Origin of the sequence: Delftia sp. DT-2 (assembly GCF_028401915.1) — a bacterium.
Taxonomy (GTDB): Bacteria; Pseudomonadota; Gammaproteobacteria; order Burkholderiales; family Burkholderiaceae_C; genus Comamonas; species Comamonas tsuruhatensis.
Window position 1 is genome coordinate 176,049 of the sequence record NZ_JAQOTI010000008.1, and the last position, 24,939, is coordinate 200,987.

The window sequence follows — 24,939 nt, forward strand, 5'->3', positions numbered from 1 at the left end:
GGCTTACTGGATGAAGCTGGCGTCGTACATCACGCCATAGTTCTCGGGGATGGAGCGGATGATGCCGGCCTCCTTGAGGATCACGGCCGATTCCTTCATGAACGGCACCAGCTCGTTGGCGAAGAATTTCTGGTTGGCTTCCTTGTCGGACCACTTGAGGTAGGAGGCCGACTTGCCGAACTGCTCGCCGCTTTGCTTGACGGCCGTGCCCATGATCTCGAAGGACTTGGTCTTGTCGGCCTCGATCATGGCCACCGCATCGAAATACGACTGGGCCAGGGCCTTGGCGGCGGCCGCGTTGGCCTTGAGCCACTTGGGATCGCAGCCCACGGTGTCCATGACCATGGGGTAGTCGATGGTGGTGGCCAGGATCTTGCCCGCCGCCGGGTTGGCGCGGATGGTGGACAGGTAGGGCTCGTAGCTCATGGCCGCATCGTTCTGGCCGGCCACGAAGGCCTGGGCCGCGGGCTGGGGCTCCAGGGAGACGGTCTTCACATCCTTCATGGTCATGCCGTTCTTGTGCAGCATCCAGGCCAGGCCGAAGTACGGCGCCGTGCCCGGCGCGCTCACGGCCACGGTCTTGCCCTTGAGGTCGGCAAAGCCCTTGACGTCATTGCGCACGGCGATGCCGTCGGCGCCATAGGACTTGTCCATCTGGAAGATCTGCACGATGGGCACGCCGTTGGTGTTCCAGGCCACATGCGTCTCGATGGTGGTGGCCGCGCACTGGATGGCGCCCGAGGCCAGGGCCAGGTGGCGGTCCTTCTGCGGAATCATCTTCAGGTCCACCGCCAGGCCGTTCTTCTTGAAGATGCCGGCCTTGTCGGCCAGGGTCAGCGGCGCGAAGCCGGTCCAGCCCGACATGCCCAGGGTGATCTTGGTCTCCTGCGCGGCAGCGGGCTGCAGTGCGGCGGCAAGGCAGAGGGCGGCGGCCAGCGGCCCCAGGGGCAGGCGGCGGAACGTGGGGATCGAACTCATGTGGCACTCCTCGGTCGGGAAAGCAAGTTGGCAATGGCAGTTTCGGGGTCCGCGGGCAGACCGGTGCGGAAGCCCGAAGTGTGTTTTTGCCGACCAAACATGTATATACAGGATTACCCGGCAAACCTGGCAAGGGCGGAAACCTGCATCCATCTGCGGTCAACACAGAGTGCGGGAGCAAGCACCGTGCCAACCCATCTTGTCCATACAAGCTGGGGAAAGTCCCTGGTCGCGATTCACCACCGTGGTGCAGGCCACCGCACGGCGCGCCGCTACGGTGCAATCACAGCCCGCGCCACCTTCAAAAAAGGTGCAATCAGCGGCGAGGCATTGCCCGCCGGCACGGCCAGCACCACGGGCTGGGGTGCCACGCGGCCCCGGATGCGGCGGCAGGCCAGGCGCTGGCCATCGTGGGCGCGGTCCACCACCGGTCGCGTGGTCAGCACGCTCAGGCCGTGGCCATTGGCCACCATGGAGCGCAGCATCTCGATGGAGGCGAACTCATGGGCCACCAGCGGCGTCACGCCGGCCTCGCGGAACAGCGACAGGAAATACTCGCGGCTGTGCGGCAGGTTGATCAGCACCAGCGGGTGGTCCGCCACTTCGGCCAGGCTCACGCTGGTCCTGGCCGCCAGCGCATGGCGATGCGGCAGCAGCACATAGGGCGGCAACGCCGCCACGGGCAGCAGCTCCATGCGGGGACGCGCCAGGCCCGTGTTGTACTGCAGGGCCGCATCGAGCTCGCCGCGCTCCACCTGCTGCGTGAGCGAGGCGATATCGCCCTCCACCAGCTCCAGTGCAATGCCGGGATGGCGGCGCTGCATCTGCGCCAGCAGCGCCGGCACCCAGCGCGCGCCCAGCGTGCTCAGAAAGCCCAGGCGCAGCACGCCCGCCACCGCCGCCGTGCGCGGCCCCTGCAGGCTGCGTGCGCCGTCCAGCAGCGCCTGGGCATCGCGGCTGCGCACCGCGCCGGCCGCCGTGAGATCCAGCCCCCTGGCATGGCGGCGCACGAACAGCGCCTCGCCCCACTGCGCCTCCAGGTCGGCAATCGCCTTGGAGATGGACGGCTGGGACACGCCGATGGCTTCTGCCGCGCGCGCCGCACTGCCATGGCGTGCAGCGGCCACGAAGTACTCAAGCTGCCGGAGGCTGATATGGATCATCTTTTTGAATGCATTGCATCAGGATTGAATATTTTCCATTGATTCAATTGCGGGCCAGCATGCAGCCATCCACCACCTGTCCATGGCTGCATCAATGACCGAATCCGCCTCGCCCCCAGCCCCTGCCAGTACCGCCCGCCCGCTGGACGGCGTGCGCATCCTCGACTTCACGCGCGTGCTGGCCGGGCCGCTGTCCACGGCCCTGCTGGCCGACCTGGGCGCCGAGGTCGTCAAGATCGAGCCGCCGCAGGGCGACGACTACCGCGCCATCGGCCCCATGAACAACGGAGAAAGCGCGCTGTTCACGGTGATGAACCGCAACAAGCAAAGCCTGGTGCTGGACCTCAAGCACCCCGAGGCCGTGGCCCTGGTCCGCGAGATGGCCGCCCAGGCCGACGTGGTGGTGGAGAACTTCCGGCCCGGCGTGGCCGAGCGCCTGGGCATAGGCGCAAGCCAGTTGCGGGCGCTCAATCCGCGCCTGGTCTACGTCAGCGTCTCGGGCTTCGGCCAGACCGGGCCGCTGGCCCACCGGCCGGCCTACGACATCATCGTGCAGGCCATGAGCGGCCTCATGGAGGCCACGGGCGAGCCCGATGGCGCGCCCACCGTCGTGGGCGAGGCCGTCAGCGACGTGGTGGCCGGCCTGTTCGCCTCCTGGGCCACGCTGGCCGCGCTGCTGCAGGCCCGCGCCACCGGGCAGGGCCAGCAGGTGGACGTGGCCATGTTCGACACCACGCTGAGCTTTCTGGCCACCTCGGTGGCGCGCTACCTGTTCACGGGCCGGCCCGCGCGCCGCGTAGGCAACCGCCATCCGCTGTCCGCGCCGTTCGGCGTGTACCGCGCAGGCGACGGCCACTTCGCGCTGGCCGTGCTCAACAACAAGCTGTTCGCCGCCGCCCTGCAGGCCATGGAGCTGGGCAGCCTGGCCGGCGACCCGCGCTTTGCCAGCGACGAATCACGCTCGGCCCACGAACCCGCGCTGCGCGAGGCCATCGAGGCCTGGGCAGGCCGCCATGAAGTGGCGCAGGTGGTGGCCGCGCTGGATGCAGCGGGCGTGCCCGCCGCACCCATCTGGAACATTGCCCAGGCGCTGGAGTCGCCCCAGAGCCAGGCGCGCGGCCTGCTTGGCGCGGTGCAGGACCCGCGCCTGCCCGGCCTGCGCCTGCCCACCCAGCCCGTGCATTTCAGCGGCGCCGCGCCCAACCGCGCCGAGCGCGCACCGGCCCTGGGCGAGCACACCGACGCCCTGCTCTCGCAGTGGCTGGGCCGGGGCGCCGAAGCCATTGCCGCGCTGCGCGCATCCGGTGCCCTGGGCACTGCGGGCGCGGCCCCCTCTTCCCCATCACATTGAGCAACCGAAATGAACTTCCAACGACTGGGCACCACCGCCGACGACCACGCCATTGCCGATGCCGTGGCCCGCTTTGCCGACGACGCACTCGCCCCGCTGGCGCAGCGCATGGACGAAGAGGCGCTGTCCGCCACCTGCCATGTGCCGGGCCTGTCGGCCCTGGGCGTGATGGGCATGAACCTGCCCGAGGCCCTGGGCGGCCCCGGCGTCACGCCCACGGCCATGCTGCTGTCCCTGGTGGCCATCTCGCGCGCCTGCGCGGCCACCTCGTCCATGATCGGCGCCCACTACCTGGGCACGGACGCCGTGCTCATCGGCGGCGACGACGCCCAGCGCCAGCAGTGGCTGCCGCGCTGCGCCAGCGGCCAATGGCTGGCGGCCTTTGCGCTGACCGAACCGCGCGGCGGCTCGCACCCGGCCGACATGCGCACGCGCGCCGTGCGCGATGGGGACGACTATCTGATCACGGGCGTCAAGCACTTCATCTCCAACGCCGCCGAGGCGCGCTTCATGGTCGTCTTCGCCAAGACCGACATGGAGGCCGGCGCGCGCGGCGTCAGCGCCTTCATCGTGCCGCGCGATCTGCCCGGCATCCAGGTCTCGGCGCCCGAAAAGCTCATGGGCATCCGCGGCGGCCATGCCTTCGAGGTCTCGCTGGACGGCGTGCGCGTGCCTGCCAGCCACCGGCTGGGCGCCGAGGGCACGGGCTTCAAGACGGCCATGAAGGTGCTGGACAACAGCCGCCTGGACGTGGCGGCCACCGCCCTGGGCGTGGCCGAGGCCGCCCTGGCCGCCGCCGCGCAATGGGCCAGTCAGCGCCTGGTCGGCGGCGAGCCGCTGGCCACGAAACAGGGCATCCAGTGGAAGCTGGCCGACATGAAGCTGCGCCTGGAGGCATCGTGGGCGCTGACCATGCAGGCCCTGGCCTTGCGCCAGGCAGGCCAGCCCTTCACCCAGCACTCGGCCATGGCCAAGCTGCATGCCTCGGAAATGGTGGGCTTCGTCACCGACGAGGCCCTGCAGATCCACGGCGGCTACGGCTACACGCGCGAAATGCCGCTGGAGCGCCTGGTGCGCGATGCGCGCATCCTGCGCATCTACGAAGGCTCGTCCGAAGTGCAGCGCAGCATCATTGCGCGTGGAGTGCTGGGCGGCAGCTGAATGCAGCAGCGGGTGGCTAGGAGAAATCTGAAAATGGCACCCTCGCGCCCGGAAAAGGCCGTTGATGCAGAGCGGTTCAAACCCCAGGTCTTCCCTGGACCTTGCGAGGGGGCGCAAAATGGCGGCTGTTGCGGCCTTCGGGCCGCAGCGCATTTGTTGCGGGAAGCGCCCGCATCCCGCCCCCTCCCGCGCCAGCCGCCCCTGCCGAAAGAAGCCTCCGTTGTCCGCCGCGCATTCCGTCCTGCAAGCCGTGTTCGGCTACGAACAATTCCGCGGTCCGCAGGAGGCCATCGTCTCGCACGTGGTCGCCGGCGGCGATGCGCTGGTGCTCATGCCCACGGGCGGCGGCAAGAGCCTGTGCTACCAGGTGCCGGCCATCGTGCGCCAGCAGCAGGGCCACGGCGTGGCGGTGGTGGTGTCGCCGCTGATCGCGCTCATGCACGACCAGGTGGGCGCGCTGCACGAGGCCGGTGTCAGCGCCGCCTACCTGAACTCCACGCTGTCCTATGACGAGACGCAGGAAGTCGAATGGCGCCTGCAAAGCGGCGACATCACCCTGCTGTATGCCGCGCCCGAGCGCCTGAACACGCCCCGCTTCCTGGGCCTGCTCGACGACCTGCATGCCCAGGGCAAGCTGTCGCTGTTCGCCATCGACGAGGCGCACTGCGTGAGCCAGTGGGGCCATGACTTCCGGCCCGAGTACCGCGCGCTGAGCGTGCTGCACGAACGCTATGCGGGCGTGCCGCGCATCGCGCTCACGGCCACGGCCGACGCGCTGACGCGCGCCGACATCGTCGAGCGGCTGCAGCTGGAGAGCGCACGGCACTTCGTCAGCAGCTTCGACCGCCCCAACATCCGCTACCGCATCGCCGAGAAGAAGGACGTCAGCAACCAGCTGCTGCGCTTCATCGAGCGCGAGCACGAGGGCGAGGCCGGCGTGGTCTATTGCCAGTCGCGCAAGCGCGTGGAGGAGCTGGCCCAGACGCTGAGCCAGGCCGGCGTGCCCGCCCTGCCCTACCACGCGGGCCTGCCCTTCGAGACGCGCCAGCTGCACCAGGACCGCTTCCTGCGCGAGGACGGCATCGTCATCGTGGCCACCATCGCCTTCGGCATGGGCATCAACAAGCCCGATGTGCGCTTCGTGGCCCACGTGGACATGCCCAAGAACATCGAGGGCTACTACCAGGAAACCGGCCGCGCAGGCCGCGACGGGCTGCCCGCCGATGCCTGGATGGCCTACGGCCTGTCCGACGTGGTCAACCAGCGCCGCATGATCGACGAAAGCCCGGCCGAGGACACCTTCAAGCAGGTCATGCGCGGCAAGCTCGATGCCCTGCTGGGCCTGGCCGAGGCCACGGACTGCCGCCGCGTGCGGCTGCTGGCCTACTTCGGCGAGCAGTACGGCCTGGGCGCACCGGGAGAAGACGCAGAGACGGACATTGAAGGCCGGCCGCTGCAGCGCGTGGCAAAGACCGCCTGCGGCAACTGCGACAACTGCCTGGAGCCCCCGGCCCTGTGGGATGGAACGGACGCCGCGCGCAAGCTGCTGTCCACCATCTACCGCGTGCACGAGGCCAGCCAGCTGACCTTTGGCGCGGGCCACATCATGGACGTGCTGCGCGGCAAGGACACCGAGAAGGTGCGCCAGTACGGGCACGAGAAGATCTCCACCTTCGGCCTGGGCAAGGACTACAGCGAGCCCCAGCTGCGCGGCGTGATGCGCCAGCTGCTGGCCACCGGCGCCCTGGGCCTGCACAAGATCACCAGCGAGAACAGCGGCCACAGCTTCGACACCCTGTGCCTGGCCGAAGGCTCGCGCGAAGTGCTGCGCGGCAACGTCCAGGTACAGCTGCGCGAGGCCGTTGCAGCGCCGCGCACGCGCACCTCCAAGCGCGCCACCCAGCCCAACGCGGCCGCCGCCAGCCTGGGGCCTGATGCCCAGGTGCGCTTCATCAACCTCAAGGCCTGGCGCGCCGAGGTCGCGCGCGAGCACAACCTGCCGGCCTATGTGATCTTCCACGACGCCACGCTGGCCGCCATTGCCGAGCGCAACCCGGCCTCGCTGGACGACCTGCAGGGCATCAGCGGCATGGGCGCCAAGAAGCTCGACGCCTATGGCGCCGAGGTGCTGCGGGTGGTGGCCACGGGCTGAGGCGCATAGCCCTCATGCACATCGCATGGGGCAGGGCTTCACCATGAGAAAAGGCCTGCACCTCCATGGCGTCAGGCCTTTTTCGTGAAACCGGAACCCCTTACTGCGCCAGCACCCTGAAGGTCAGCGTGTAGTTGTTGCCGTACTGCGGCGCGGCGGCGCCGGCGGGGGCGTCGGCGCGGTAGCGCACCAGGGCCAGGTAGATGCCTGACTTGGGCAGGGCGTAGGAGATGCGGCCCTGGCCATCGGTGGTCAGTGCATCCACGCTGTGCTGGCTGGCCAGGTCCATGGCCGAGCGGAAGATTTCCACCTTCTGCGCGGCCAGCGGCCTGCCGTCGTATTGCACGGTGAAGTCGAACTTCTCGCCCGCGAACAGGTCGGCCGGATGCGTTACGGGCACGATCTCCAGGCCCTTGCCTGAGGGCGCGAGCGCAGCCCGGCTGGGCTTGCCCACCGTGATGTAGGTCTCGGAGACCGACAGCGACTGGTAGTGGCTCAGCAGCCTGGCATCGGCCGGCGTGGGCGTGGCGGGATCACGCGCGGTCTCGACCTTGCCGTTGCGCTCCCACGAACGGAAGACGGCGCCCAGGCGCGGGCCGGTGCTCACGCGGTAGGTGCCCTTCTCGTCGGGCAGCTGGTGCTCGGCCACGGTGCGGGTCTTGAACTGGCGCACATCGGCCACGGGCGTGACCGAGCCGTCGGGCGCCGTCACGGTGAAGCGCGTTTCGCCAAAAGCCACTTCGGGGATGAAGAACTTGTCGGCGAAGCTGGCGTCCACGCTGATGACGGCCCGGGGCGAAGCCTCGAAGCTGGTGGGCAGCAGGTAGGGCGTATGGGCCTGGGCGGAGATGCACACGGCCGACAGCAGCGGCAGCCGCCAGGCCAATCGCTTGGATAGGGTTCCAGCCATGTCCGCTCAGGGCTTCTTGACGTCGTTCTTGTCCACGACGCCATCGGCGTTGACGTCGGCTTCCTTGAAGCTGCGTTCGGCGATGGCCATGTCTTCTTCCACGGTGTATTTGCCGTCGCGGTTCCTGTCCACGATGCCGAAGCGCACATGGGCCTGCTTCATGGACTGGGCATAGCGCTCGTCGGGCTGGCGGCCCGCGTACTGCTGCTTGAGGCGGGCCTCGAACTCGTCCACGTACTCCTTCTCGCTGAGCCAGCCGTCGCCATTGGTGTCGCCGGCCAGGAAGCGCTGCTTGCGCACGGTGTCGTACTCCTGGCGCGTGACCACGCCATCACGGTTGGCGTCGTAGCTGCCCATGAAGGCAGACTGGCCATGCCCGCCCGCCGGCTGGGCCGGGCCGCTGGCGGACGGTGCCGTGGGCGATGCGCAGGCGGTGAGCAGGGCCGCCAGGCCGGCAGCGGCCAGCATGCGGTGGGACAGAGAGAACTCGATCATGAAACGACTCCTGAAGTAGGCAGATACAGCGGCGGCTGCGATGGTGGTGGAGGCGTTCCGGCCGACACCGCCGCTGTAGGGAAGGCCGGCCGGCCCCTGGAGAAACTCCTCGGATCCGCGCCACGCGGCAAGTGAAGGTGGCGTGGGTGCAATGGCATGGTGCGCAGGGTGCTCAGAACGCAACGTTCATGGACACGGCGAAGGTGCGGCCCGGGTTGCTCAGCAGCTCGATGTCGCGGCGGTCGCGCGCCACGCCGGGCTGCAGGCTGCGGGTGCTGGAATAGTCCCAGTAGCGCTTGTCGCCCAGGTTGTAGATGCCGGCGTTCAGGCGCACGTTCTTTGCGACCTGCCAGTAGCCGGCCAGGTCGAAGATGGCATAGCCGGGCACGCGGAACAGCTCGGTGGTCGAGTCGGTCAGGCCGGTGCCCGCGTTCTGGTAGCTGTCGCGGTTGGTGGCCACGGCCTGCTTGCCCGCGACGAAGGTGCCGGTCAGGTTCAGGCCCCATTGCCGGGCGGGTGCGTCATAGCCCACGCCGACGATGGCCTTGCGCGGCAGCACGCTGTCCAGCGGCACATCCTTGTCGCCTGCGTAGTAGGACCTGGAGGTGCCGCGGCTGATGCCCAGCGCCCAGGTGGAGTACAGGCCCCTGGCGGCGGGCATCCACTGGCCGTGGTCCAGGCGCGCGCTGGCCTCGAAGCCGTAGATCTTTGCGCTGTCGCGGTTCTCGGCCTGGTAGATGGTGCCGATGTGGGCGGGCACGTTGACGAACAGGTCGGGACGGCCCGCGCGCAGGTAGCGCGTGTAGGCGATGAAGTCGGAGTACCTGGTATAGAAGACCGAGCTGTTGAAGGTCACGCCCGGCGTGGGCGAACCCTTGAGGCCGAAGTCGAAGGCATTGCTGCTTTCCTCCTTCAGGTTGGGGTTGCCGACCAGGGCGTACTGGCCTGCCGCGTTGTAGTTGCTGGCCATGTTCCACGAGCCGAAGATCTCGCCGGCCGAGGGCTCTCGCCCGCTGCGCTTGAACTGGGCATAGGCGCTGAACGTGGGCGTGAGGTCATAGACCAGGGCGAGGCTGGGGCTGAGGATGGTGTTGCCGCGCGTGCCGCCGTAAATCTTTTCCACGTCGGCGGCCGTGAGCACGCCCGAGACGAAGTTGTCCAGGTCGCGCGTCTTGATCTCCACGCGGTCCACGCGCAACGCGGGAATCAGCGCCAGGCGGCGGCCACCGGCCTGGAAGCTGATCTCGTCCTGCAGGAAGGCGCCGTAGCGGCGGGTGGTGGTGTCGGGCTGGGGCTTCATGCTGCCGGACACGGCCCAGGGGCGCTCCGTGTCCTGGGTCGAGGCATTGACGCCAAAGCTCAGGCGGTGGCGGTCGATGCGCTTGTCGCCCGTGCTCGAGAAACCCCAGGTGCGCGTCTCGTTGCCCGAGACGTTGTGCACCTTGGCGCCCGTGGCCAGCGTGGTGGTGTCGGTGACGTCGTTGGTGTCCGTGTTCTGGAAGAACAGCCGCGTGTCCAGCTGGTCCACCCAGGCGCCGGCCGGGGTCCACAGGTGCTGCAGCTGCAGCGTGTTGCGGCTGGTGTCGCTGTTCTGGCGCGAGCTTTCGGTGATGCTGGTGTTGGTGGTGTCCCAGCCATGGAAGGAGGTGTCGTTCTTGCGGCGATACAGGTCGGCCGACAGCACCAGGCGGTGGGCCGGGTTGATGCGCAGGCCGCCCTTGAGCAGCAGGGCGTTGGAGTTCCAGTCGTCGGGATAGCTGTTGACGATGGCGCTGTGGTTGCGCGTCTCGTGGCCGTCGCGGCGCGAGTAGGCGATCAGGCCGTCGAGGTCGCCCGAGCGGCCAGCGGCCGTGAAGCTCTCGTTCCAGGAGCGGTCGGCCGTGTCATGGCCGATCTTGCCGCCCAGGTAGGAGGTTTTGCCGCCCACCAGGTAGTCCTCGGCGGACTTGGTGCGAAAGCCCACCGAGCCGCCGATGCCACCGGCCGCGCGCCGCGCCGTGGTGGTGCCGGAGAGGATGTCCACGGCCGAGAACATCTCGGGGTCGATGAAGTCACGGCCCACGCCGAAGGTGTTGGCGCCGACACGGCTCACGTAGGGGCGCGTGGTGGCGTCGGGCATCTCGACGCCGTCCACATCCATGCCGATGCGGTTGCCCTCGATGCCGCGGATGTTGTAGCCCGTGGTGCCCGAGCGGTCGAAGCTGCTGCGGTTGCGGCTGGTGCCCGAGGCCGTGCCCGGCGCGGAGACCAGGGGCTGGTAGCGCACCACATCGGCCATGCTGCCGGCCTGCTCCAGCGCCGGGCCGCTGACGGTGGTGGAGGCGCCCGGGGTTCGCTGCGCGGGCTCGGCCGTGTCGACCACGTCGACCTGGGCCAGTGCCTTGGTGGGGGCCTGCGCCATCAGCCGGGCCTCATCGTCCAGGGCCTGAGGCCGGGGCTGGGCCCAGGCGCCGGGCGAGGCCAGGCCGATCACGGCGGCCTGCACGGCCACGGCCAGCAGGCTGGGCCGCAAGGCCGGCGCAGCGCAGGGATTCCAGAAAAGGGAGACAGGGGCGCAGGAGCGTGAAGATGGAGCCATGGCAGGAATCGGGGAACGAGGGTTGCTGGCTAGCTGCCGACCTCTTCGCGGAGTGCTCTTGCGAGACCATTGATTCCCCCCGGGTGTGATTTCTTCCTGCTGGCTTTCCGCGATTCTCCCACCAATTGATAATGATTATCATTTGTTTTGTATCATTTACGTCACAGGGGCAGATCACGGTCCCGCGCGGACCTCCTCCACAAACCCCACACAAAGACTCGACAGCGCAGCAAGATTGCCCGCTCACACTGCGGCGGCTGAATATCTGGAGCCCTTTGCTGTGACCAATAACGCCCAACTCCTGGCCGACGAAGCCAAGTACTGCTCGTTCGGGGATACCGTCCACTACGTCAATCCCCCCAAGATCTTTTCGGGCTGCGAAGGCAGCTACATGTACGACGAGGCCGGCACGCACTACCTCGATCTGCAGATGTGGTATTCGGCCGTGAACTTCGGCTACAAGAACAAGCGCCTCGAGCAGAAGATGATCGAGCAGCTGCAGACCCTGCCCCAGGTCGCCAGCCAGTACCTGCACCCCACCAAGATCGAGCTGGCCAAGTTCATCGCCCAGGATGCGGAGCGCAAGTGGGGCCATGCCGGCCGCGTGCACTTCAACGTGGGCGGCGCCCAGGCCATCGAGGACTCGCTCAAGGTCGTGCGCAATGCCAGCGGTGGCAAGAGCCTGATGTTCGCCTTCGAGGGCGGCTACCACGGCCGCACGCTGGGCGCCTCCAGCATCACCTCCAGCTACCGCTACCGCCGCCGCTACGGCCACTTCGGCGACCGCGCGCAGTTCATCCCCTTCCCCTACCCGTTCCGCCGCCCCAAGGGCATGACGTCGGAGGAATACGCGGACTCCATCGTCCGGGAATTCGCGCGCAAGTTCGAGAACGAATACCACGCCATCTGGGACCCCAAGACCAACCAGTGCGAGTACGCAGCCTTCTACGTGGAGCCCATCCAGGGCACGGGCGGCTACGTCGTGCCGCCGCCCAATTTCTTCAAGGGCCTCAAGAAGGTGCTGGACGACCACGGCGTGCTGATGGTGGTCGATGAAATCCAGATGGGCTTTTGGCGCACCGGCACGCTGTGGTCGGTGGAGAACTTCGGCGTCAAGCCCGACGTGCTGGTCTTCGCCAAGGCGCTGACCAACGGCCTCAACGCCCTGTCGGGCCTGTGGGCGCGCGAGGAACTGATCAACCCCACCATCTTCCCGCCGGGATCGACGCACTCCACCTTCGCCTCCAACCCGCTGGGCACGGCCCTGGGCCTGGAAGTCATGAAGATGACCCACGAGATGGACTTCGGCCGCCAGGTGCGCGAATCGGGCGCCTACTTCCTCGAAGGCCTCAAGGAGCTGCAAAAGCGCCACAAGGAAATCGGCGATGTGGACGGCCTGGGCCTGGCGCTGCGCGCCGAGATCTGTACCGAGGACGGCTTCACGCCCAACAAGGCGCTGCTGGACAAGATGGTGGACATCGGCCTCGAAGGCGGCCTGGAATACAAGGGCAGCAAGCGCGGTCTGGTGCTGGACGTGGGCGGCTACTACAAGAACGTGATCACCTTCGCGCCCTCGCTGATGATCTCGCGCCCCGAGATCGACGAGGCCATGGTCCTGCTGGACCAGTTGCTCACGAAAGCCAAGGCGGCCTGAAGGCGCGATGCCCGCAGAGCGCCTGCACAACCAGCTCGAACCCCCAGGCCTGCTCGCGCAGTTCGCGGCCCATCCTCCCGAGGGCTTCGCACTGCTGCAGGACTGGCCGGCGCCGGCCTTCACGGCGCCCTTCGATCTTCTGACCACGGCGGACGACGCGCTCAAGGCGCGTCTTTTGTCGTTGCCCGGTGGCGGCTGGCTGTCGCGCCGGCTGCGCCTGTCCACCGACTTCGTGGGCACCACGGTCAGCGAGTACGCCGTGCTGCCCATGGGCATCCCTGCCGCCCAGCAGGCTGCCGCGCTGCGTGCGCGCGCAGGCCGGCGCATGCTGACCATCGTCAAGGACCTGCCCCAGGATTCCCCGCTGCTGCCGGACGCCGACAACGCCCATGCACGGGCGCTGGCGCAGGCCCTGGCCGATGCGGGCTTCATCCTGGTCGAAGGCCAGGCCCTGGCCCATGTGCCCATCGACTTCTCCAGCCTGGACGAGTACCTTGCGCGCCTGTCCAGGAGCCGCCGCCAGAACCTGCGCCGCAAGCTCAAAAGCCGCGCGCAGCTGCAGGTGCAGCGCATTCCCACGGGCGCGGCCTTTGCCGATGACGCCTGCGTCGATGCCTACTACGCGCTGTTCGATGCGGTGTATGCGCAAAGCGAGATCCACTTCGACAGGCTCACGCGCGATTTCTTCGCGGCCGTGCTGCGCGATGCAGGCAACGGCGGCCTCGTCTTCGAGTACCGCGCGCTGCAGGACGACGGCGCGCCCGGCGTGCTGCTGGGCTGGAACCTGTGCTTCGAGCACGGCGGCAAGCTGATCGACAAGTACATCGGCCTGTCCTACCCGGCCGCACGCGAGGCCAACCTCTACTTCGTGAGCTGGATGGTCAACCTCGAATACGCCATCGAACGCGGCCTGAGCCACTACGTGGCCGGCTGGACCGATCCCGAGGTCAAGGCCCAGCTGGGCGCCAGCTTCACCTTCACGCAGCATGCGGTCTTCATCCGCAACCCGCTGCTGCGCGCACTGGGCCGGCGCTTTGCCGGCCACTTCGAAAGCGATCGCCAATGGAGCGAACAGAACTGAATGCCCAGCCGGTCGTGCTGGATGTGGATGGCTCGGTGGGGTCCTTGCCCGGCGAGCTGCGCCTGCCGCTGCAGCACTGGCAGGAGCAGGTGCGCTTCGGCTGCGGCCTGCGGCGCTTCGCGCGGTTCCGCGCGGCGCTCGATGCACAGCTGCCCGCCGCGCATGGCACGGCCCTCATGGGCAGCGGCGACTTCCACCATCTGAGCTGGCCGCTGATCGAGCGCTGCATCGCGGCGCGGGCCCTGTCCTCAGGCCGGCCGCTGCGCGTGGTCGTGCTGGACAACCACCCCGACAACATGCGCTTTCCCTGGGGCGTGCACTGCGGCTCCTGGGTGCGCCGCGTGGCCCTGCATCCGGCCGTCTCGCATGTGCACGTGGCCGGCATCACTTCCGGCGACATCGGCCGCGCACACGCCTGGGAGAACTACCTCACGCCGCTGCGCGCGGGCCGCCTGAGCTACTGGAGCGCGGGCGTGGACACGGGCTGGGCGCGCCGCCTGGGCGTGGACTCGGCCTTTCGCAGCTTTGCCAGCGTAGCCGAGCTGTCGCGCACGCTGGCGCGCATGCTGCGCGAGCAGGCCCAGCCCACCTACCTGAGCATCGACAAGGACGTGTTCGCGCCCGAGGTGGTGCGCACCAACTGGGACCAGGGCCGCATGCTGGAGAGCGAAGCCATGGACATCATTGGCGCGCTGTCCGGCCAGATCGTGGGCAGCGACATCACGGGCGATGTGTCTTCCTGGCGCTACGCGACCTGGTGGAAGCGCTGGATGAGCGCGGGTGACGGCCAGGACACGCAGATCGGCGCGCAGACGCTGGCCACCTGGCAACTGGGCCAGCATGCGTTCAACGAGCGCCTAGTGGAGCGTCTGCAGCAGGCCGGCTGAGGCCCCACCGGAGCTGCGGCGACCGGGGCTGCGAGGTCAGGCGGCGGCCTGCTTCGTGGCGCTTTCCAGCACCTGGACCAGATCGCCAAAGCGCGCGTCGTCGAACCACAGGCTGTTGCCCACGGCCACCAGGCGCCGTGCCCAGTCGCGCCCCTGGTCCACCACGTCCTGGCGCGCCAGGCCCAGCACATGGTCGTAGCGTCCATAGTCGGGCAGCACATGGACGAAGGGCAGCGACAAACCCCAGCCCCGCCCCCATTGCGCGCGCAGCAGCGCATCGCGCGTGGCGGCATCGCGCAGGCGCAGCAGCAGCACGGGCCAGACGCCTTGCGCACCCGGCACGGTGTCGCCCACCACCTCGATGCCATCGATGGCCGACAGCCAGGCGCCGCGCTCACGCGCCTGGCGCTGCAGTTGCTGCTGGAAATCCGCCAGCCGCGCCAGCGCGCGCCGGCCCACGCGGCGGCGCCAGGCGCCCAGTTCATGGCGGGCAATGGCGTCGTCGAAATCATCGCCGGCGGCCTGCACCCAGTCGCTGCGCGACAGCGCATCGCGCAAGGGGCGGCCATAGGCCAGGTCCAGCCCGGCGGGGCGGTACAGCGCCGCATAGCCCAGCAGCTCCAGGCTGCGGCGCAACTCCCAGCCCCGGTCCTGGCGCACGCTGGCTGCATGTGTCTCGCGCAGTGCCTCGCGCAGCGCGGGGTCGCGCGCCAGCAGCACGCCGCCCTCGAAGGTGGTCAGGCCCTTGCCCACGGCCAGGCTGTAGAAGCCCACATCGCCCTGCCAGCCCACGGGCTCGCCGCGCAGGCGCGCGCCCAGGGCCTGGGCCGCGTCCTCCACCACCCAGGCACCCACGGCGCGCGCGCAGTCCAGGGCCGTGTCCACGTCGGCCACGCGGCCGCACAGATGCGTGGGCAGCACGGCCAGGGTGCGTTCGCTGCACAGGGCGCGCAGATGGTGGCGGCTCATGTCCAGCGTGTCGGGGCGCAGGTCGCACAGGCGCAGCTGCAGGCCGCAGTGCGCCACGGCCAGGGCCACCAGCGGGCAGGTATAGGCGGGGGCGATGACTTCGCTACGGCCCGGCGCCAGGCGGCGCAGGGTCTGCAGCGCCACCATCAGCGCCGAGGTGCCAGAGCATTCAAGCTGCACGGCGGGCACGCCCAGCCACTGCGCCAGCGCCGTCGCCAGGTCTGCATCGCCCCAGGGCAGCAGGTCGGCCGCGCGCAGCGGCAGGCCTGCCGTGGGCGGCAGCACGCGTTCAGCCATGGCGCGTGCCGTGCTCGGCCGAGGCCGCCAGATGCGCGGCACCCGCGCTGGCCGAACCCGCGCCCGGGTTGCCGCCCGCATGGCCCGGCGTGTCGTCGTCTGCGCCGGGCCCCTCGGCCTCCTGCGTCTCGCTGACGGCCAGGCAGGCGATGCCGGCCACGATGAACAGGCAGCCGATGATCTGGGGCATGCCTATGCGCTCGTCGAACAGCCAGTACGACAGCGCCAGCACGGAAAGAATCTCCAGATGCGATGCCGCAAAGGCCGGGCCGATGGGCGCGCGCTTGAGCAAGGTCATCCACGAGAAAAAGGCGCCGATGTAGCCCACGAAGGCGCCATAGATCCAGGGCTGGCCGAACACGCGCGCCAGCCAGGCCGTGGAGAACTCCAGCGGCAGCGCCGCATTGCCGGCCTGCTTGAAGCTCAGCTGGGCCAGCGTGTCGAAGGCCATGAGCACCAGAAAGCCAATGAAATAGAAACGTTTCATCTCAGTTATTCACGGGGCTGCGCGCCGCCCGCATCGTATGAAACTGGCGAGCCCCAAAGCCAGGGACACCGAGGAAGGGCCGCCCCGCACCGAGGGTGTCGTCCCCCTCCCGCGAAGCGAGAGAGGGGGAAGGCGCGAAGCGACTCAGGGGGTGCTGTTTCATCTCAATGCAGGCCCACGATGGCGACGCCTATGGACACCAGAACGATGCCTGCCACCCGCATGGGTGCCAGCTTCTCGGCAAACAGCAGCCGGCCCGCGATCATGATGGCCACGATGTTGATGGAGCCCAGCAGCACGCCCTCGGACAGCGGCACCAGCGAGAGAAAGGCCAGCCACAGCACGAACTCGGCCACATAGCAGCCCACGCCCAGCCACAGCCAGGGCCTGGAGGCCATGAAGCGCCAGCGCGCCAGGCCGTCGAGGTCACCGGGCTGGCTGGCAGCGGCCTTGAAGGCCAGCTGGCCGCCGCTGTCCACCAGCACGTTCAGCACCCACAGCGTGATGACCAGCGGCGAGAGATCACTGCCCATGCGGTGCAGCCTCCACAGCCCGGCCTTCGCGGGGGGCGGCGCCGCTGGCGATGCGCGCCACGAACTCGGTGGTGCGCGCGATCACGGTGCGGCGGTCGCGGTCGATGGTGACCATGTGGTAGCTGTTGTCCAGCAGCACCAGCTCGACATGGGCCTGGCTGGCGCCGTGCACGATGTCGTGGGCGTTGGCCACCGACGAGATGTCGTCGTTGCGCGCATGGATGACCAGGCAGGGCGAGCGCAGCTGGGGCAGGCGCGCCAGCACATGGGCCGAGAGGCGGCGCAGCTCGATGATGGACCACCAGGGATTGCCCGGCAGGCCGGCCGCCGCGCTGTCGCCCGAGTGCATCTGCTCGACCACGCGTGCGCGCAGCGCCTCGTCCTTGATGCCGTAGGGCGGCTGCTCCATGAACACGCTGCGGCGGCCAATGCCCAGCGCGCGGAACAGCGGCAGCAAAAAGGCCAGGCGCGTGTAGAAGGGGATGCTCCAGCCGTCGTAGCGGAAGGTGGTGGACAGGGCGCAGACGCCGTCCACCTTGTCGGGATGACGCTGGGCCACGGCCAGCGAGAGCACGGCGCCCATGGACAGGCCGCCGACCACCACATGGTCCACATGCTGCGACAGCCGCTGCAGGCCGCCTTCCACGCTGGCCAGCCAGTCGGTCCAGCGCGTGTCCACGAGATCTTCCATGCTGCCGCAATGGCCGGCCAGCTGGACCGCATAGACGGTGAAGCCCTGCTTGTTCAGCCCCTTGGCCAGCAGGCGCATCTCGGCCGGCGTGCCCGTGAGCCCGTGCACCAGCAGCACGCCGGTGCGCGCGGCAGCGCCCGTGCCGGGCATGACGAATTCATGCTCGGTCACGCAGACGCTGTCCAGCCCCGTGGCAGGCTCGCTGCGCTGAACCAGGGAGAGCCCATCACTCAAATTCATGTCAATTTTCCATGACGCTGCGCGTCGCCCTCTGTCCATGAAAATGGCGTGCCCCGAAGCCAGAGGCACCAAGGAAGGGCCTGGGCCGGCCGCGCCGCCCCGCACCGAAGGTGTCGTCCCCCTTGGGGGGCGCCGTGCAACGGGAAGGAGCGAAGCGACTCAGGGGGTGGTATGTCATGCCAGCGCCTCCAGGCCCAGGACGACCTTGTCGAGCAAGGCCGTGGCCTGCTCGAAATGCTCGAAGGGCGCATGGGCGATGCCCCGGCTTTCGCAGTGGGCGATCAGCTTGTACTTGGCCAGCACGAAGTCGGCGCGGCCCGAGACGCAGAAGTCCGAGGTGCTGTCGCCCACATAGAGCACGCGGCCATGCTGGGCCTGCTGCTCGGCCAGGCGCTCGCACTTGCAGTTGCCGCTGGCGCGCGCGCACTGCGCGCTGGCCCAGGGCGAGTCCAGGCGCCAGCTGCGCTCGCCGGTCGGCACCAGACGGTTGGCGATGACCTGCAGATGGCCCAGGCCATGGCGCTCCAGCACATGGCGTATGGCGTAGTCGATGCCGTCGCTGACCACCTGCACCACCATGCCGTGGGCCTGGGCGGCCGCCACGAAGCCGGCAAAGCCGGGATCGATCTCGATGGTGTCCAGGTGGGCGCGCAGCTCGGCCTCGTCCATGTCCAGCAGCGCGACCTGGCCCTTCATGCATTCGCGCGAGCCGATCTCGCCGCGCTCCCAGGCGTCTTCCAGCTCCTGCCAGCCGGGCTTGCCGAAGCGGTTGAGCAGGGTGTCGGTCACGTCCAGCAGGCTGATCGTGCCGTCGAAATCGCTTTGCACCATCCAGCCGGGCGCGGCGGTGTCCAGATACAGGGGAATGCGCTTATTCATGGAACTGCACCCTTACGTTTTGGCCCACGCGCACGGCGGCGGCGGGAGCTTGCTCGAAGACCAGCACACATTCGATGACACGCACCGGCCCGCGCTGCTGGTCGTCCTGCAGCCGCGCCGTGCCATAGACGGGGCTGATGCGCAGCACGCGTGCCGAAGGCAGCTGCTGCTGTGCGAAGCCATCGGCATCCAGCGTCACCGTGGCCCGCATGCCTTCGCGCACGGCGGCGGCGAAGCTTTCGTTGATTTCGGCGCGCACCTGCAGCGGGCGCTGCGGCAGCAGCACCACGGCCGGCGTGCCGGGCACGGCCTGGCTGCCCGCGTGGGTGGCCAGGCGCACCACGGTGCCGGCCTCGGGCGCGCGCAGTTCCTGGCGCTTGTGCTGGGCGCGCAATTGTTCGAGCTTGCGCTGCGCCACCTGGGCCTCGGCCGCGGCCACGTCGATCTCGGCCTGGGCATCGCGCAGCGCCTGCGCGGCCTCGTCCACGTTCTGCGCATCGGCGGCGCCTTCGCGGGCCGCGGCCTGCCAGCGCGCCAGGGTCTGCTTGAGCTGGGGCAGGCGCGCGGCGCGTGCCTTCTGGCGGGCCTTGGCCAGCTGGGCCTCGGACTCGGCCACGGCCAGGTCGGCCTGGCCCGTCTCGTCGGCCAGCCTCAGCAGCAACTGGCCGCGCTGCACGGACTGGCCTTCCTTGACGGACAGCTGCTGCACCACGCCGGCCACGGCGGGCGACAGGTCCAGCAGCCCGCCTTCCACCTCGATCTTGCCGCGCGCCACGGCCACGGCCGCCGGGCCGCTTTGCTGCGCCCTGGAGCTGGCCTGGCCCGCATTGGCGGGCGCATCGTGCGAAGGACCGCAGCCCGCCAGCAGCGCGGCGGCGGCCAGCGCCGCAGCCAGTCCGGCAGTGGAAGCGGCAAGGCCGCTCAGGGGGTGCTTCATTGTTTTTCCTTCAACGGGGAGGTCTGGCGCCAGTCGCTGCGGATGGCGCCGTCCTCCATGCCGAGCACGCGGTCGGCATGGCGCACCAGGCGCGGGTCATGGCTCACGCACAGCACGGTCGTGCCATGGTTGCGCGCCGCGCGGTGCAGGATGTCGATGACGCGCTGGCCGCTTTCGGCATCCAGCGCACTCGTGGGTTCGTCGGCGAACAGCAGCTGCGGCGCCTTGGCCATGGCGCGCGCAATGGCCACGCGCTGCTTTTCGCCGCCCGACAGTTCGGCCGGGCGCATGTGGGCGCGGTGGGACAGGCCGACCTCGTCCAGCGCCTGCTGCGCGCGGCGCAGGGCCTCGTCGCTGCGCAGGCCCATGTAGCCCAGGGGCAACTGCACCTGCTCGATGGCCGTCAGTGCCGGGAACAGGTTGAAGCCCTGGAAGACGAAGCCCGTGTGGCGCAGGCGAAACTTCTCCAGCGCCCGCGTGCCCAGCTTGCCCAGGTCCTCGCCCAGCGCCATGGCGTAGCCGCTGTCCGGCGCCTGCAGGCCCGACATCAGCGACAGCAGGGTGCTCTTGCCGCAGCCCGATGGGCCAGAGATCAGGCTCAGTTCGCCCGCGTACAGCGATACCGACAGGCCCTGCAGCACCTGCACGCTGACCATGCCCGACAGGAAGGACTTGCACAGCCGCACGGCCTCCAGGCTGGGCGCCGTGCGAGGCACCGCCGTGGGCGCGGGGGAAGAGGCATTCATCACGTTCATGGTGTCTGGAAGTCTTCAGCGCAGCAGCGTGGCCGGGTCGGCGCGCAGCAGGCTGCGCATGGCGCCCAGGCCCGACAGCAGGGACAGCACGGCCACCAGCACGGCACAGGCCAGCACGGCCGATGCGTTCAGCGCCACGGGCACGCGGTAGGCCGTGGCCACGGCCAGCAGCACGGCGCTGGCCAGCGCGGCCATCACGAAGCCCAGGCCGCCGATCCAGCAGGCCTGCTCCACCACCACGCGGCCCAGGGCCGCGCGGCTCACGCCCAGCGCGTTGAGCACGGCGTACTCGCGCGACGAGGCAGCCACCACGGCCTTGAGCGACTGGCTGGTGACCACCGAGCCCACCAGGCAGACGATGACGGCCATGAACAGCACGCCCGCGCCGGCGCCCGTGTCGAACATCCAGTAGCGCTGCGAGCGCCGCGCGAATTCCTTGGCTGTCCATGCCTCGTAGGGGCCGAAGCTGGGCGTGGACTGGTTCAGGCGCTGCTGGACGGCCTTGGCCGAGGCGCCGGGGCGCACGCGCGCCACGAAGTAGGTGCTGCCCTGGCCCGGGTCACCGCCAATCTCGCGCGCCGTGGCCAGCGAGGCCAGCACGTTCACGCCGCCCAGGCCGCGCAGGCCGTCCACGGCGGCCACCACCTGCACGCGGTGGTTGTTGACCCAGGCCACGCCGCCCTCGCTGGCGCCCAGCGTCTGCAGGTCGGCCCGGTCCACGATCACGGCGCCGGGTTCGCGCAGGCGCTGCCGCTGCCAGGGCTGGAGCACGCGGGAAAACAGCATGGAGGCATCATCGGTGGCAATGCCGGACAGGTAGACCGACACGCCGCCGCCGTGTTCGCTGGCCGCGCCGCCAGCCGGCGTGCTGGAGCGCCAGTCGCCATCGACCCAGACGTAGGGCTCGACGGCAGTGATGTCCGGGTCCATGCGCAGGCGCATGTCCACGTCGCGGCCGATGGTGCGGCCGAAATTCACGCTCTGCGTGCCCGGGTAGCCGATCCACAGATCGGCCGAGGACGCCGTCACATACAGCGCGGCCGATCCGAAGATGCCCAGCACCAGCGCGGCCTGCATGGCCAGCAGCACGCCGGAGAAGCCCACCGCGAAGACGGAGGGAATGAACCGGCGCCACTCGTGCACCAGCGTCTTGCGCGCCAGCGCGATCATGAGGATGCCCCCCGAGCCACGGGCGCAGGGCCGTTGCCGGAATCGTCCTCCGGCCTGTCCTCGGCAGGCAGCGGCGCGCCGCCCAGGGCCTTGTACAGCGCCACATAGGCCAGGGCATGGGCGGCCAGGGCGGTGGTCTGCTCGCTGCGCGCCTGCAATGCGGCGCGCCGGTACGCCAGACCACCGAACTCGCTGTCCAGGCCCAGCTTCTGGCGCTGGTGCTGCACGCGTTCGCGCTCGGCCAGCACCTGCTGCGAGTCCTGCAGCGCGGCGATGCGCTGGCGCTGGGCACCGATGGCGGCCAGGGCGGATTCGACCTCGGCCACGCCGTCCAGCACGCTCTGGCGGTAGCCCTGGATGGCAGCCTGCAGCGCCAGCTCGCTGGCATCGGCCTGCGAGCGGCGGCGGCCCCAGTCGAACAGGGGAATGTCGATCTGCGGCCCGAAGGTGGGCGCGTTGTCCTGCGTCGTGCGCAGGTTCTGGGTGATGTTGAACGAATACAGCAGCGAGCCGCCGATCACGAAGCGCGGGTACAGCGCCGCTTGCGCAATGCCCTGCTCGGCTGCGGCGCGTTCCACGCCGGCCTGCGCCACCTGGATGTCGGGGCGCGTGCGCAGCAGGTCGGCCGGAAGGACCGCCACGCCCAGCGCCTGCGGGCCGGGCAGCGGCGCTGTCGCATCGGCCTGCAGCCATTGCGCATCGGGCCGTGTGCGGCCCAGCAGTGCGGCCAGCATGTGGGCGCTGCGGGCCTGGGTTTCACGCAGGCCCGCACGCAGGGCAGCGCTCTGGCCGGCCTGCAGCTGCAGCTGGCGCACGGCCTCGGCCGTGCCCAGGCGCTGCTGCTGGCGCACCTGGGCCAGTTGCAGGGCACGCGCATCCAGCTGCGCCTGCTCGTCGATCAGGGCCAGCTGGCGCTGGGCCATGCGGATGTCCAGGTAGCGGTGCACCACGTCGGCCACCAGGGCCACGCGCGCTGCCTGCAGGCGGCCCCGTGCATCGAGCACGGCAGCTGCGGCATTGCGCTCGCCGGCCTCGCGGGCGCCGAACAGGCCCAGGTCCCAGCTCACGTCGATGCTGGCGTGGAAATACGAGTCGATGGCTGCGATGTCCTGCAGCGTGCGCGCACCGGCCGTGAACACGGGCCGGAAGGCAGCGCCGGCCGTGCCCGCCAGCAGCCGCTGCTGGCGCAGGCGCGACTGGGCCTGGGACAGATCGAGGTTGGCGGCCAGCGCCTCCTCGACCAGGGTGTTGAGGGATTCATCGCCCCAGGCCTTCCACCAGCCCTGCAGGTCGGGTGCGGCGGCCGAGCCAGGTGCACCCGGCGCGGCGGCGGGCAGGGGCTGTGTCCACTGCGCAGGCACCGAGCCGTCGAGCTGTGCCGGGGGCGGCGATGAGCAGCCGGCCAGCGCCAGGGCGGCGCCCAGGCACAGGCTGGAGAGGCGTTGCGTCGCGGCGGCGTGGTTCACGGGATGGACAGGCGGGAGGGGATGATCGAGGGGGAGGACCGGGAAAACGAGGCCAGGGAACCATGTCCCCGGATAGCCATTGGACGCGGCCAAGCTTGCGCGAGGTTGCAGGCTTTATGGAGGGAATATGGAGACATACGGCCCGTGCAGCCTCGGCCCATAATGGGCCCCCGAGGCCACGCCAGGCCGCTTTTGCGCAATGAACTCCACAGCACAGCCAACGGCAACCACCCCCCTCGTGCTCGTCGTCGAAGACGAGCCCGCCATCGCCAGCATCCTGACGGCCTATCTCGAGCGGGACGGGCTGCGTTCGCGCATGGCCTCGGACGGGCAGGAGGCGCTGCAGCTGTTCCGCCAGCTGCGGCCCGACCTGGTGCTGCTGGACATCCACCTGCCCGGCATGGATGGCATCGACGTGCTGCGCGCCATCCGCGATGACAGCCAGACGCCCGTGATCATGGTCACGGCCCTGGCCGACGATGTGGACAAGCTGCTGGCCCTGCGCCTGGGCGCCGACGACTACGTGGTCAAGCCCTTCAATCCGCCCGAGGTCGTGGCCCGCGTGCGCGCCGTGCTGCGACGCACCCAGGCGCGCAAGAACCCGGCACCCGCGCCCATCCGCGTGGGCCCCATCGAGATCGATACCGAGGCGCACAGCGCCGTGGTCTACGACAACGAGGGCCGCGCCCTGCCGCTGCCCCTGACGCTGACCGAGTTCCGCCTGCTGGCCTGCCTGGCGGCCCAGCCCCGGCGCTGCTTCTCGCGCTCCCACCTGATCGAGCACTGCCTGCCCGAGAGCGATGCGCTGGAGCGTGTCATCGACTCGCACCTGTCCAAGCTGCGCCGCAAGCTGCAGCTGGCCGGCCAGGAAGGCCTGATCGAAACCGTGCGTGGCATCGGCTACCGGCTATGGCCCTGGGACTGAGGCCCAACCGCATCTGGGTGCGCTTCGGCCTGTGGATCACGGCCACCGTGCTCAGCACCATCGCCCTGCTGGCCATCGGCGTGCTGGTGTTCTCCGAGATCCAGTACCGCGACTTCTACAACAGCCTGCCGCCGGCCGTGCAGATCGAGCTGGACGAACTCAACGCCCAGTCGCTGGAGGACAGCCCGCGCGCCATGCAGATCTATGGCCAGTACTGGACGGGCGATCTGCTGTTCGGCGAGAAATGGTCGCTGGTCATCGGCCTGCTGGTGTGCCTGCCCTTCGGACTGGCCGTGGGCTTTTGGGTGTCTCGCCTGGTGACGCGGCCCCTGGCGTCCATGGTCGAGGTGGCCAAGCGCGTGGAGCTGGGCGACTTCAGCGCGCGCGCCCTGCCCGGCAAGGCCCACGGCGAGATGGCCGAGATGGTGGTGGCCTTCAACCGCATGATCGATTCGCTGGAGACGCTGGAGACCGAGCGCCGCGCCACGGCGGCCTCGATCTCGCATGAGCTGCGCACGCCGCTGACGGTGCTGCAGGCGCGACTGCATGCCATCTGCGATGGCGTCATCGCGGCGGACGACACCGAATTGAACACCCTGCTGTCCCAGGTCGAGCACCTGGGCCGGCTGGTGGACGACCTGCACACGCTGTCCATGGCCGATGCAGGCCAGCTCTCGCTGCAAAAGCAGCGCATGGACCTGACCCTGCTGGTGGCCGAGACGCTGGACCAGCTCCACCCCCAGCTGCAGCAGCACGGCATGCAGCTGGACCTGTCCCTGCCCGGCCCCACCGACGAAGGCATGACCGACATCCGCGCCGATGCCGACCGCATGCGCCAGATCCTCTCCAACCTGGTCAGCAACGCCATGCGCCATGCGGCCAGCGGCGCCTGGCTGGGCGTGGCGCTCACGGTGGAGTCCGATATCGAAGGCCGCGCCTGGACCGTGCTGCGCATCAGCGATGCAGGCCCCGGCCTGCCCAGCGAGCTGCGCGCCCACCCCTTCCAGCGCTTTGCCCAGGTGCCCGGCAAGCGCCGCCGCGAGGGTTCTGGCCTGGGCCTGTCCATCGTCAAGGCGCTGACCCTGTCCCAGGGCGGCAGCGTGGAGGCCGACGATTCCGAGCGGGGCGGCGCCCGCTTCACGCTGCGCTTTCCGCGCATCTGAGTCTCGGGCCCCTGGGC

General features: G+C 69.4%; 22 protein-coding genes. 8 read left to right on the forward strand and 14 right to left on the reverse strand.

The window, feature by feature from the left end; genetic code table 11:
• Positions 1-3: 3 nt before the first annotated feature.
• Together PO605_RS16035 and PO605_RS16040 are read right to left on the reverse strand one after the other, a co-directional pair.
• Complete coding sequence (locus PO605_RS16035) at positions 4-978, reverse strand: ABC transporter substrate-binding protein (protein ID WP_013800043.1); 975 nt, start codon at positions 976-978, stop codon at positions 4-6.
• A gap of 272 nt (positions 979-1,250) precedes the next feature.
• The gene (locus tag PO605_RS16040; protein WP_272206631.1) at positions 1,251-2,141 is read right to left on the reverse strand and encodes a LysR substrate-binding domain-containing protein; all 891 of its coding nucleotides are present in this window, start codon (positions 2,139-2,141) and stop codon (positions 1,251-1,253) included.
• 94 nt (positions 2,142-2,235) lie between these two features.
• Here PO605_RS16040 and PO605_RS16045 point away from each other — a divergent pair, with 94 nt between their 5' ends.
• The 3 genes from PO605_RS16045 to PO605_RS16055 all read left to right on the forward strand — a co-directional run bounded on the left by PO605_RS16045 (position 2,236) and on the right by PO605_RS16055 (position 6,805).
• On the forward strand, positions 2,236-3,492 hold the full coding sequence (locus PO605_RS16045; protein ID WP_016447376.1) for a CaiB/BaiF CoA transferase family protein: 1,257 nt from the start codon (positions 2,236-2,238) through the stop codon (positions 3,490-3,492).
• A 9-nt stretch (positions 3,493-3,501) separates the two neighbouring features.
• Entirely contained in the window at positions 3,502-4,653 is a 1,152-nt protein-coding gene (locus PO605_RS16050) for an acyl-CoA dehydrogenase family protein (RefSeq protein WP_047471898.1), read from the forward strand.
• A gap of 220 nt (positions 4,654-4,873) precedes the next feature.
• Complete coding sequence (locus tag PO605_RS16055) at positions 4,874-6,805, forward strand: RecQ family ATP-dependent DNA helicase (RefSeq protein WP_017405658.1); 1,932 nt, start codon at positions 4,874-4,876, stop codon at positions 6,803-6,805.
• A gap of 100 nt (positions 6,806-6,905) precedes the next feature.
• On the opposite strand, the gene PO605_RS16060 is transcribed toward PO605_RS16055, so the two are convergent.
• From PO605_RS16060 to PO605_RS16070, 3 genes are all read right to left on the reverse strand, one after another.
• Positions 6,906-7,715 (reverse strand): DUF4198 domain-containing protein, encoded by an 810-nt coding sequence (locus PO605_RS16060; RefSeq protein ID WP_047471901.1) that lies wholly within the window; start codon positions 7,713-7,715, stop codon positions 6,906-6,908.
• 6 nt (positions 7,716-7,721) lie between these two features.
• On the reverse strand, positions 7,722-8,210 hold the full coding sequence (locus PO605_RS16065) for a hypothetical protein (protein ID WP_012202078.1): 489 nt from the start codon (positions 8,208-8,210) through the stop codon (positions 7,722-7,724).
• A gap of 172 nt (positions 8,211-8,382) precedes the next feature.
• A complete protein-coding gene (locus PO605_RS16070) occupies positions 8,383-10,788 on the reverse strand; it encodes a TonB-dependent hemoglobin/transferrin/lactoferrin family receptor (protein ID WP_272206632.1) in 2,406 nt (801 codons plus the stop codon).
• Positions 10,789-11,068: 280 nt separating this feature from the next.
• On the opposite strand from PO605_RS16070, the gene PO605_RS16075 reads away from it, so the two are divergent.
• The 3 genes from PO605_RS16075 to PO605_RS16085 are packed head-to-tail and all read left to right on the forward strand — an operon-like array spanning position 11,069 to position 14,410.
• Positions 11,069-12,442 (forward strand): aspartate aminotransferase family protein, encoded by a 1,374-nt coding sequence (locus tag PO605_RS16075; protein ID WP_272206633.1) that lies wholly within the window; start codon positions 11,069-11,071, stop codon positions 12,440-12,442.
• A 7-nt stretch (positions 12,443-12,449) separates the two neighbouring features.
• On the forward strand, positions 12,450-13,523 hold the full coding sequence (locus PO605_RS16080; protein WP_047473198.1) for a GNAT family N-acetyltransferase: 1,074 nt from the start codon (positions 12,450-12,452) through the stop codon (positions 13,521-13,523).
• Complete coding sequence (locus PO605_RS16085; RefSeq protein WP_016447368.1) at positions 13,505-14,410, forward strand: arginase family protein; 906 nt, start codon at positions 13,505-13,507, stop codon at positions 14,408-14,410. Before PO605_RS16080 ends, PO605_RS16085 begins: the two co-directional genes overlap by 19 nt.
• Before the next feature lie 36 nt (positions 14,411-14,446).
• On the opposite strand, the gene PO605_RS16090 is transcribed toward PO605_RS16085, so the two are convergent.
• The 9 genes from PO605_RS16090 to PO605_RS16130 form a co-directional block, all read right to left on the reverse strand.
• Positions 14,447-15,676, reverse strand: coding sequence for a DegT/DnrJ/EryC1/StrS family aminotransferase (locus tag PO605_RS16090; protein WP_272206634.1), 1,230 nt, complete (start codon positions 15,674-15,676; stop codon positions 14,447-14,449).
• Positions 15,669-16,163: a DMT family transporter gene (locus tag PO605_RS16095; protein WP_047217580.1), complete on the reverse strand. Its 495-nt coding sequence runs from the start codon at positions 16,161-16,163 to the stop codon at positions 15,669-15,671. The genes PO605_RS16090 and PO605_RS16095 overlap by 8 nt, the downstream gene beginning before the upstream one ends.
• 164 nt (positions 16,164-16,327) lie before the next feature.
• Positions 16,328-16,696 carry an EamA family transporter gene (locus PO605_RS16100; RefSeq protein ID WP_012202070.1) on the reverse strand — a complete coding sequence of 123 codons (369 nt, stop codon included), beginning with the start codon at positions 16,694-16,696 and terminating at the stop codon, positions 16,328-16,330.
• Positions 16,686-17,627 carry an alpha/beta hydrolase gene (locus PO605_RS16105; RefSeq protein ID WP_016447365.1) on the reverse strand — a complete coding sequence of 314 codons (942 nt, stop codon included), beginning with the start codon at positions 17,625-17,627 and terminating at the stop codon, positions 16,686-16,688. Before PO605_RS16105 ends, PO605_RS16100 begins: the two co-directional genes overlap by 11 nt.
• A 174-nt stretch (positions 17,628-17,801) precedes the next feature.
• Complete coding sequence (locus PO605_RS16110) at positions 17,802-18,506, reverse strand: MtnX-like HAD-IB family phosphatase (protein WP_016452236.1); 705 nt, start codon at positions 18,504-18,506, stop codon at positions 17,802-17,804.
• Complete coding sequence (locus tag PO605_RS16115) at positions 18,499-19,443, reverse strand: HlyD family secretion protein (protein WP_272206635.1); 945 nt, start codon at positions 19,441-19,443, stop codon at positions 18,499-18,501. Before PO605_RS16115 ends, PO605_RS16110 begins: the two co-directional genes overlap by 8 nt.
• Positions 19,440-20,198 carry an ABC transporter ATP-binding protein gene (locus tag PO605_RS16120; protein ID WP_016447362.1) on the reverse strand — a complete coding sequence of 253 codons (759 nt, stop codon included), beginning with the start codon at positions 20,196-20,198 and terminating at the stop codon, positions 19,440-19,442. Before PO605_RS16120 ends, PO605_RS16115 begins: the two co-directional genes overlap by 4 nt.
• A gap of 15 nt (positions 20,199-20,213) precedes the next feature.
• A complete protein-coding gene (locus PO605_RS16125) occupies positions 20,214-21,368 on the reverse strand; it encodes an ABC transporter permease (RefSeq protein WP_047473204.1) in 1,155 nt (384 codons plus the stop codon).
• A complete protein-coding gene (locus tag PO605_RS16130; RefSeq protein ID WP_047473206.1) occupies positions 21,365-22,834 on the reverse strand; it encodes an efflux transporter outer membrane subunit in 1,470 nt (489 codons plus the stop codon). Before PO605_RS16130 ends, PO605_RS16125 begins: the two co-directional genes overlap by 4 nt.
• Before the next feature lie 199 nt (positions 22,835-23,033).
• Here PO605_RS16130 and PO605_RS16135 point away from each other — a divergent pair, with 199 nt between their 5' ends.
• Positions 23,034-23,759 carry a response regulator gene (locus PO605_RS16135; RefSeq protein ID WP_016447358.1) on the forward strand — a complete coding sequence of 242 codons (726 nt, stop codon included), beginning with the start codon at positions 23,034-23,036 and terminating at the stop codon, positions 23,757-23,759.
• Entirely contained in the window at positions 23,744-24,922 is a 1,179-nt protein-coding gene (locus PO605_RS16140) for a sensor histidine kinase (protein WP_016452240.1), read from the forward strand. The genes PO605_RS16135 and PO605_RS16140 overlap by 16 nt, the downstream gene beginning before the upstream one ends.
• The last annotated feature ends 17 nt before the right edge of the window (positions 24,923-24,939 follow it).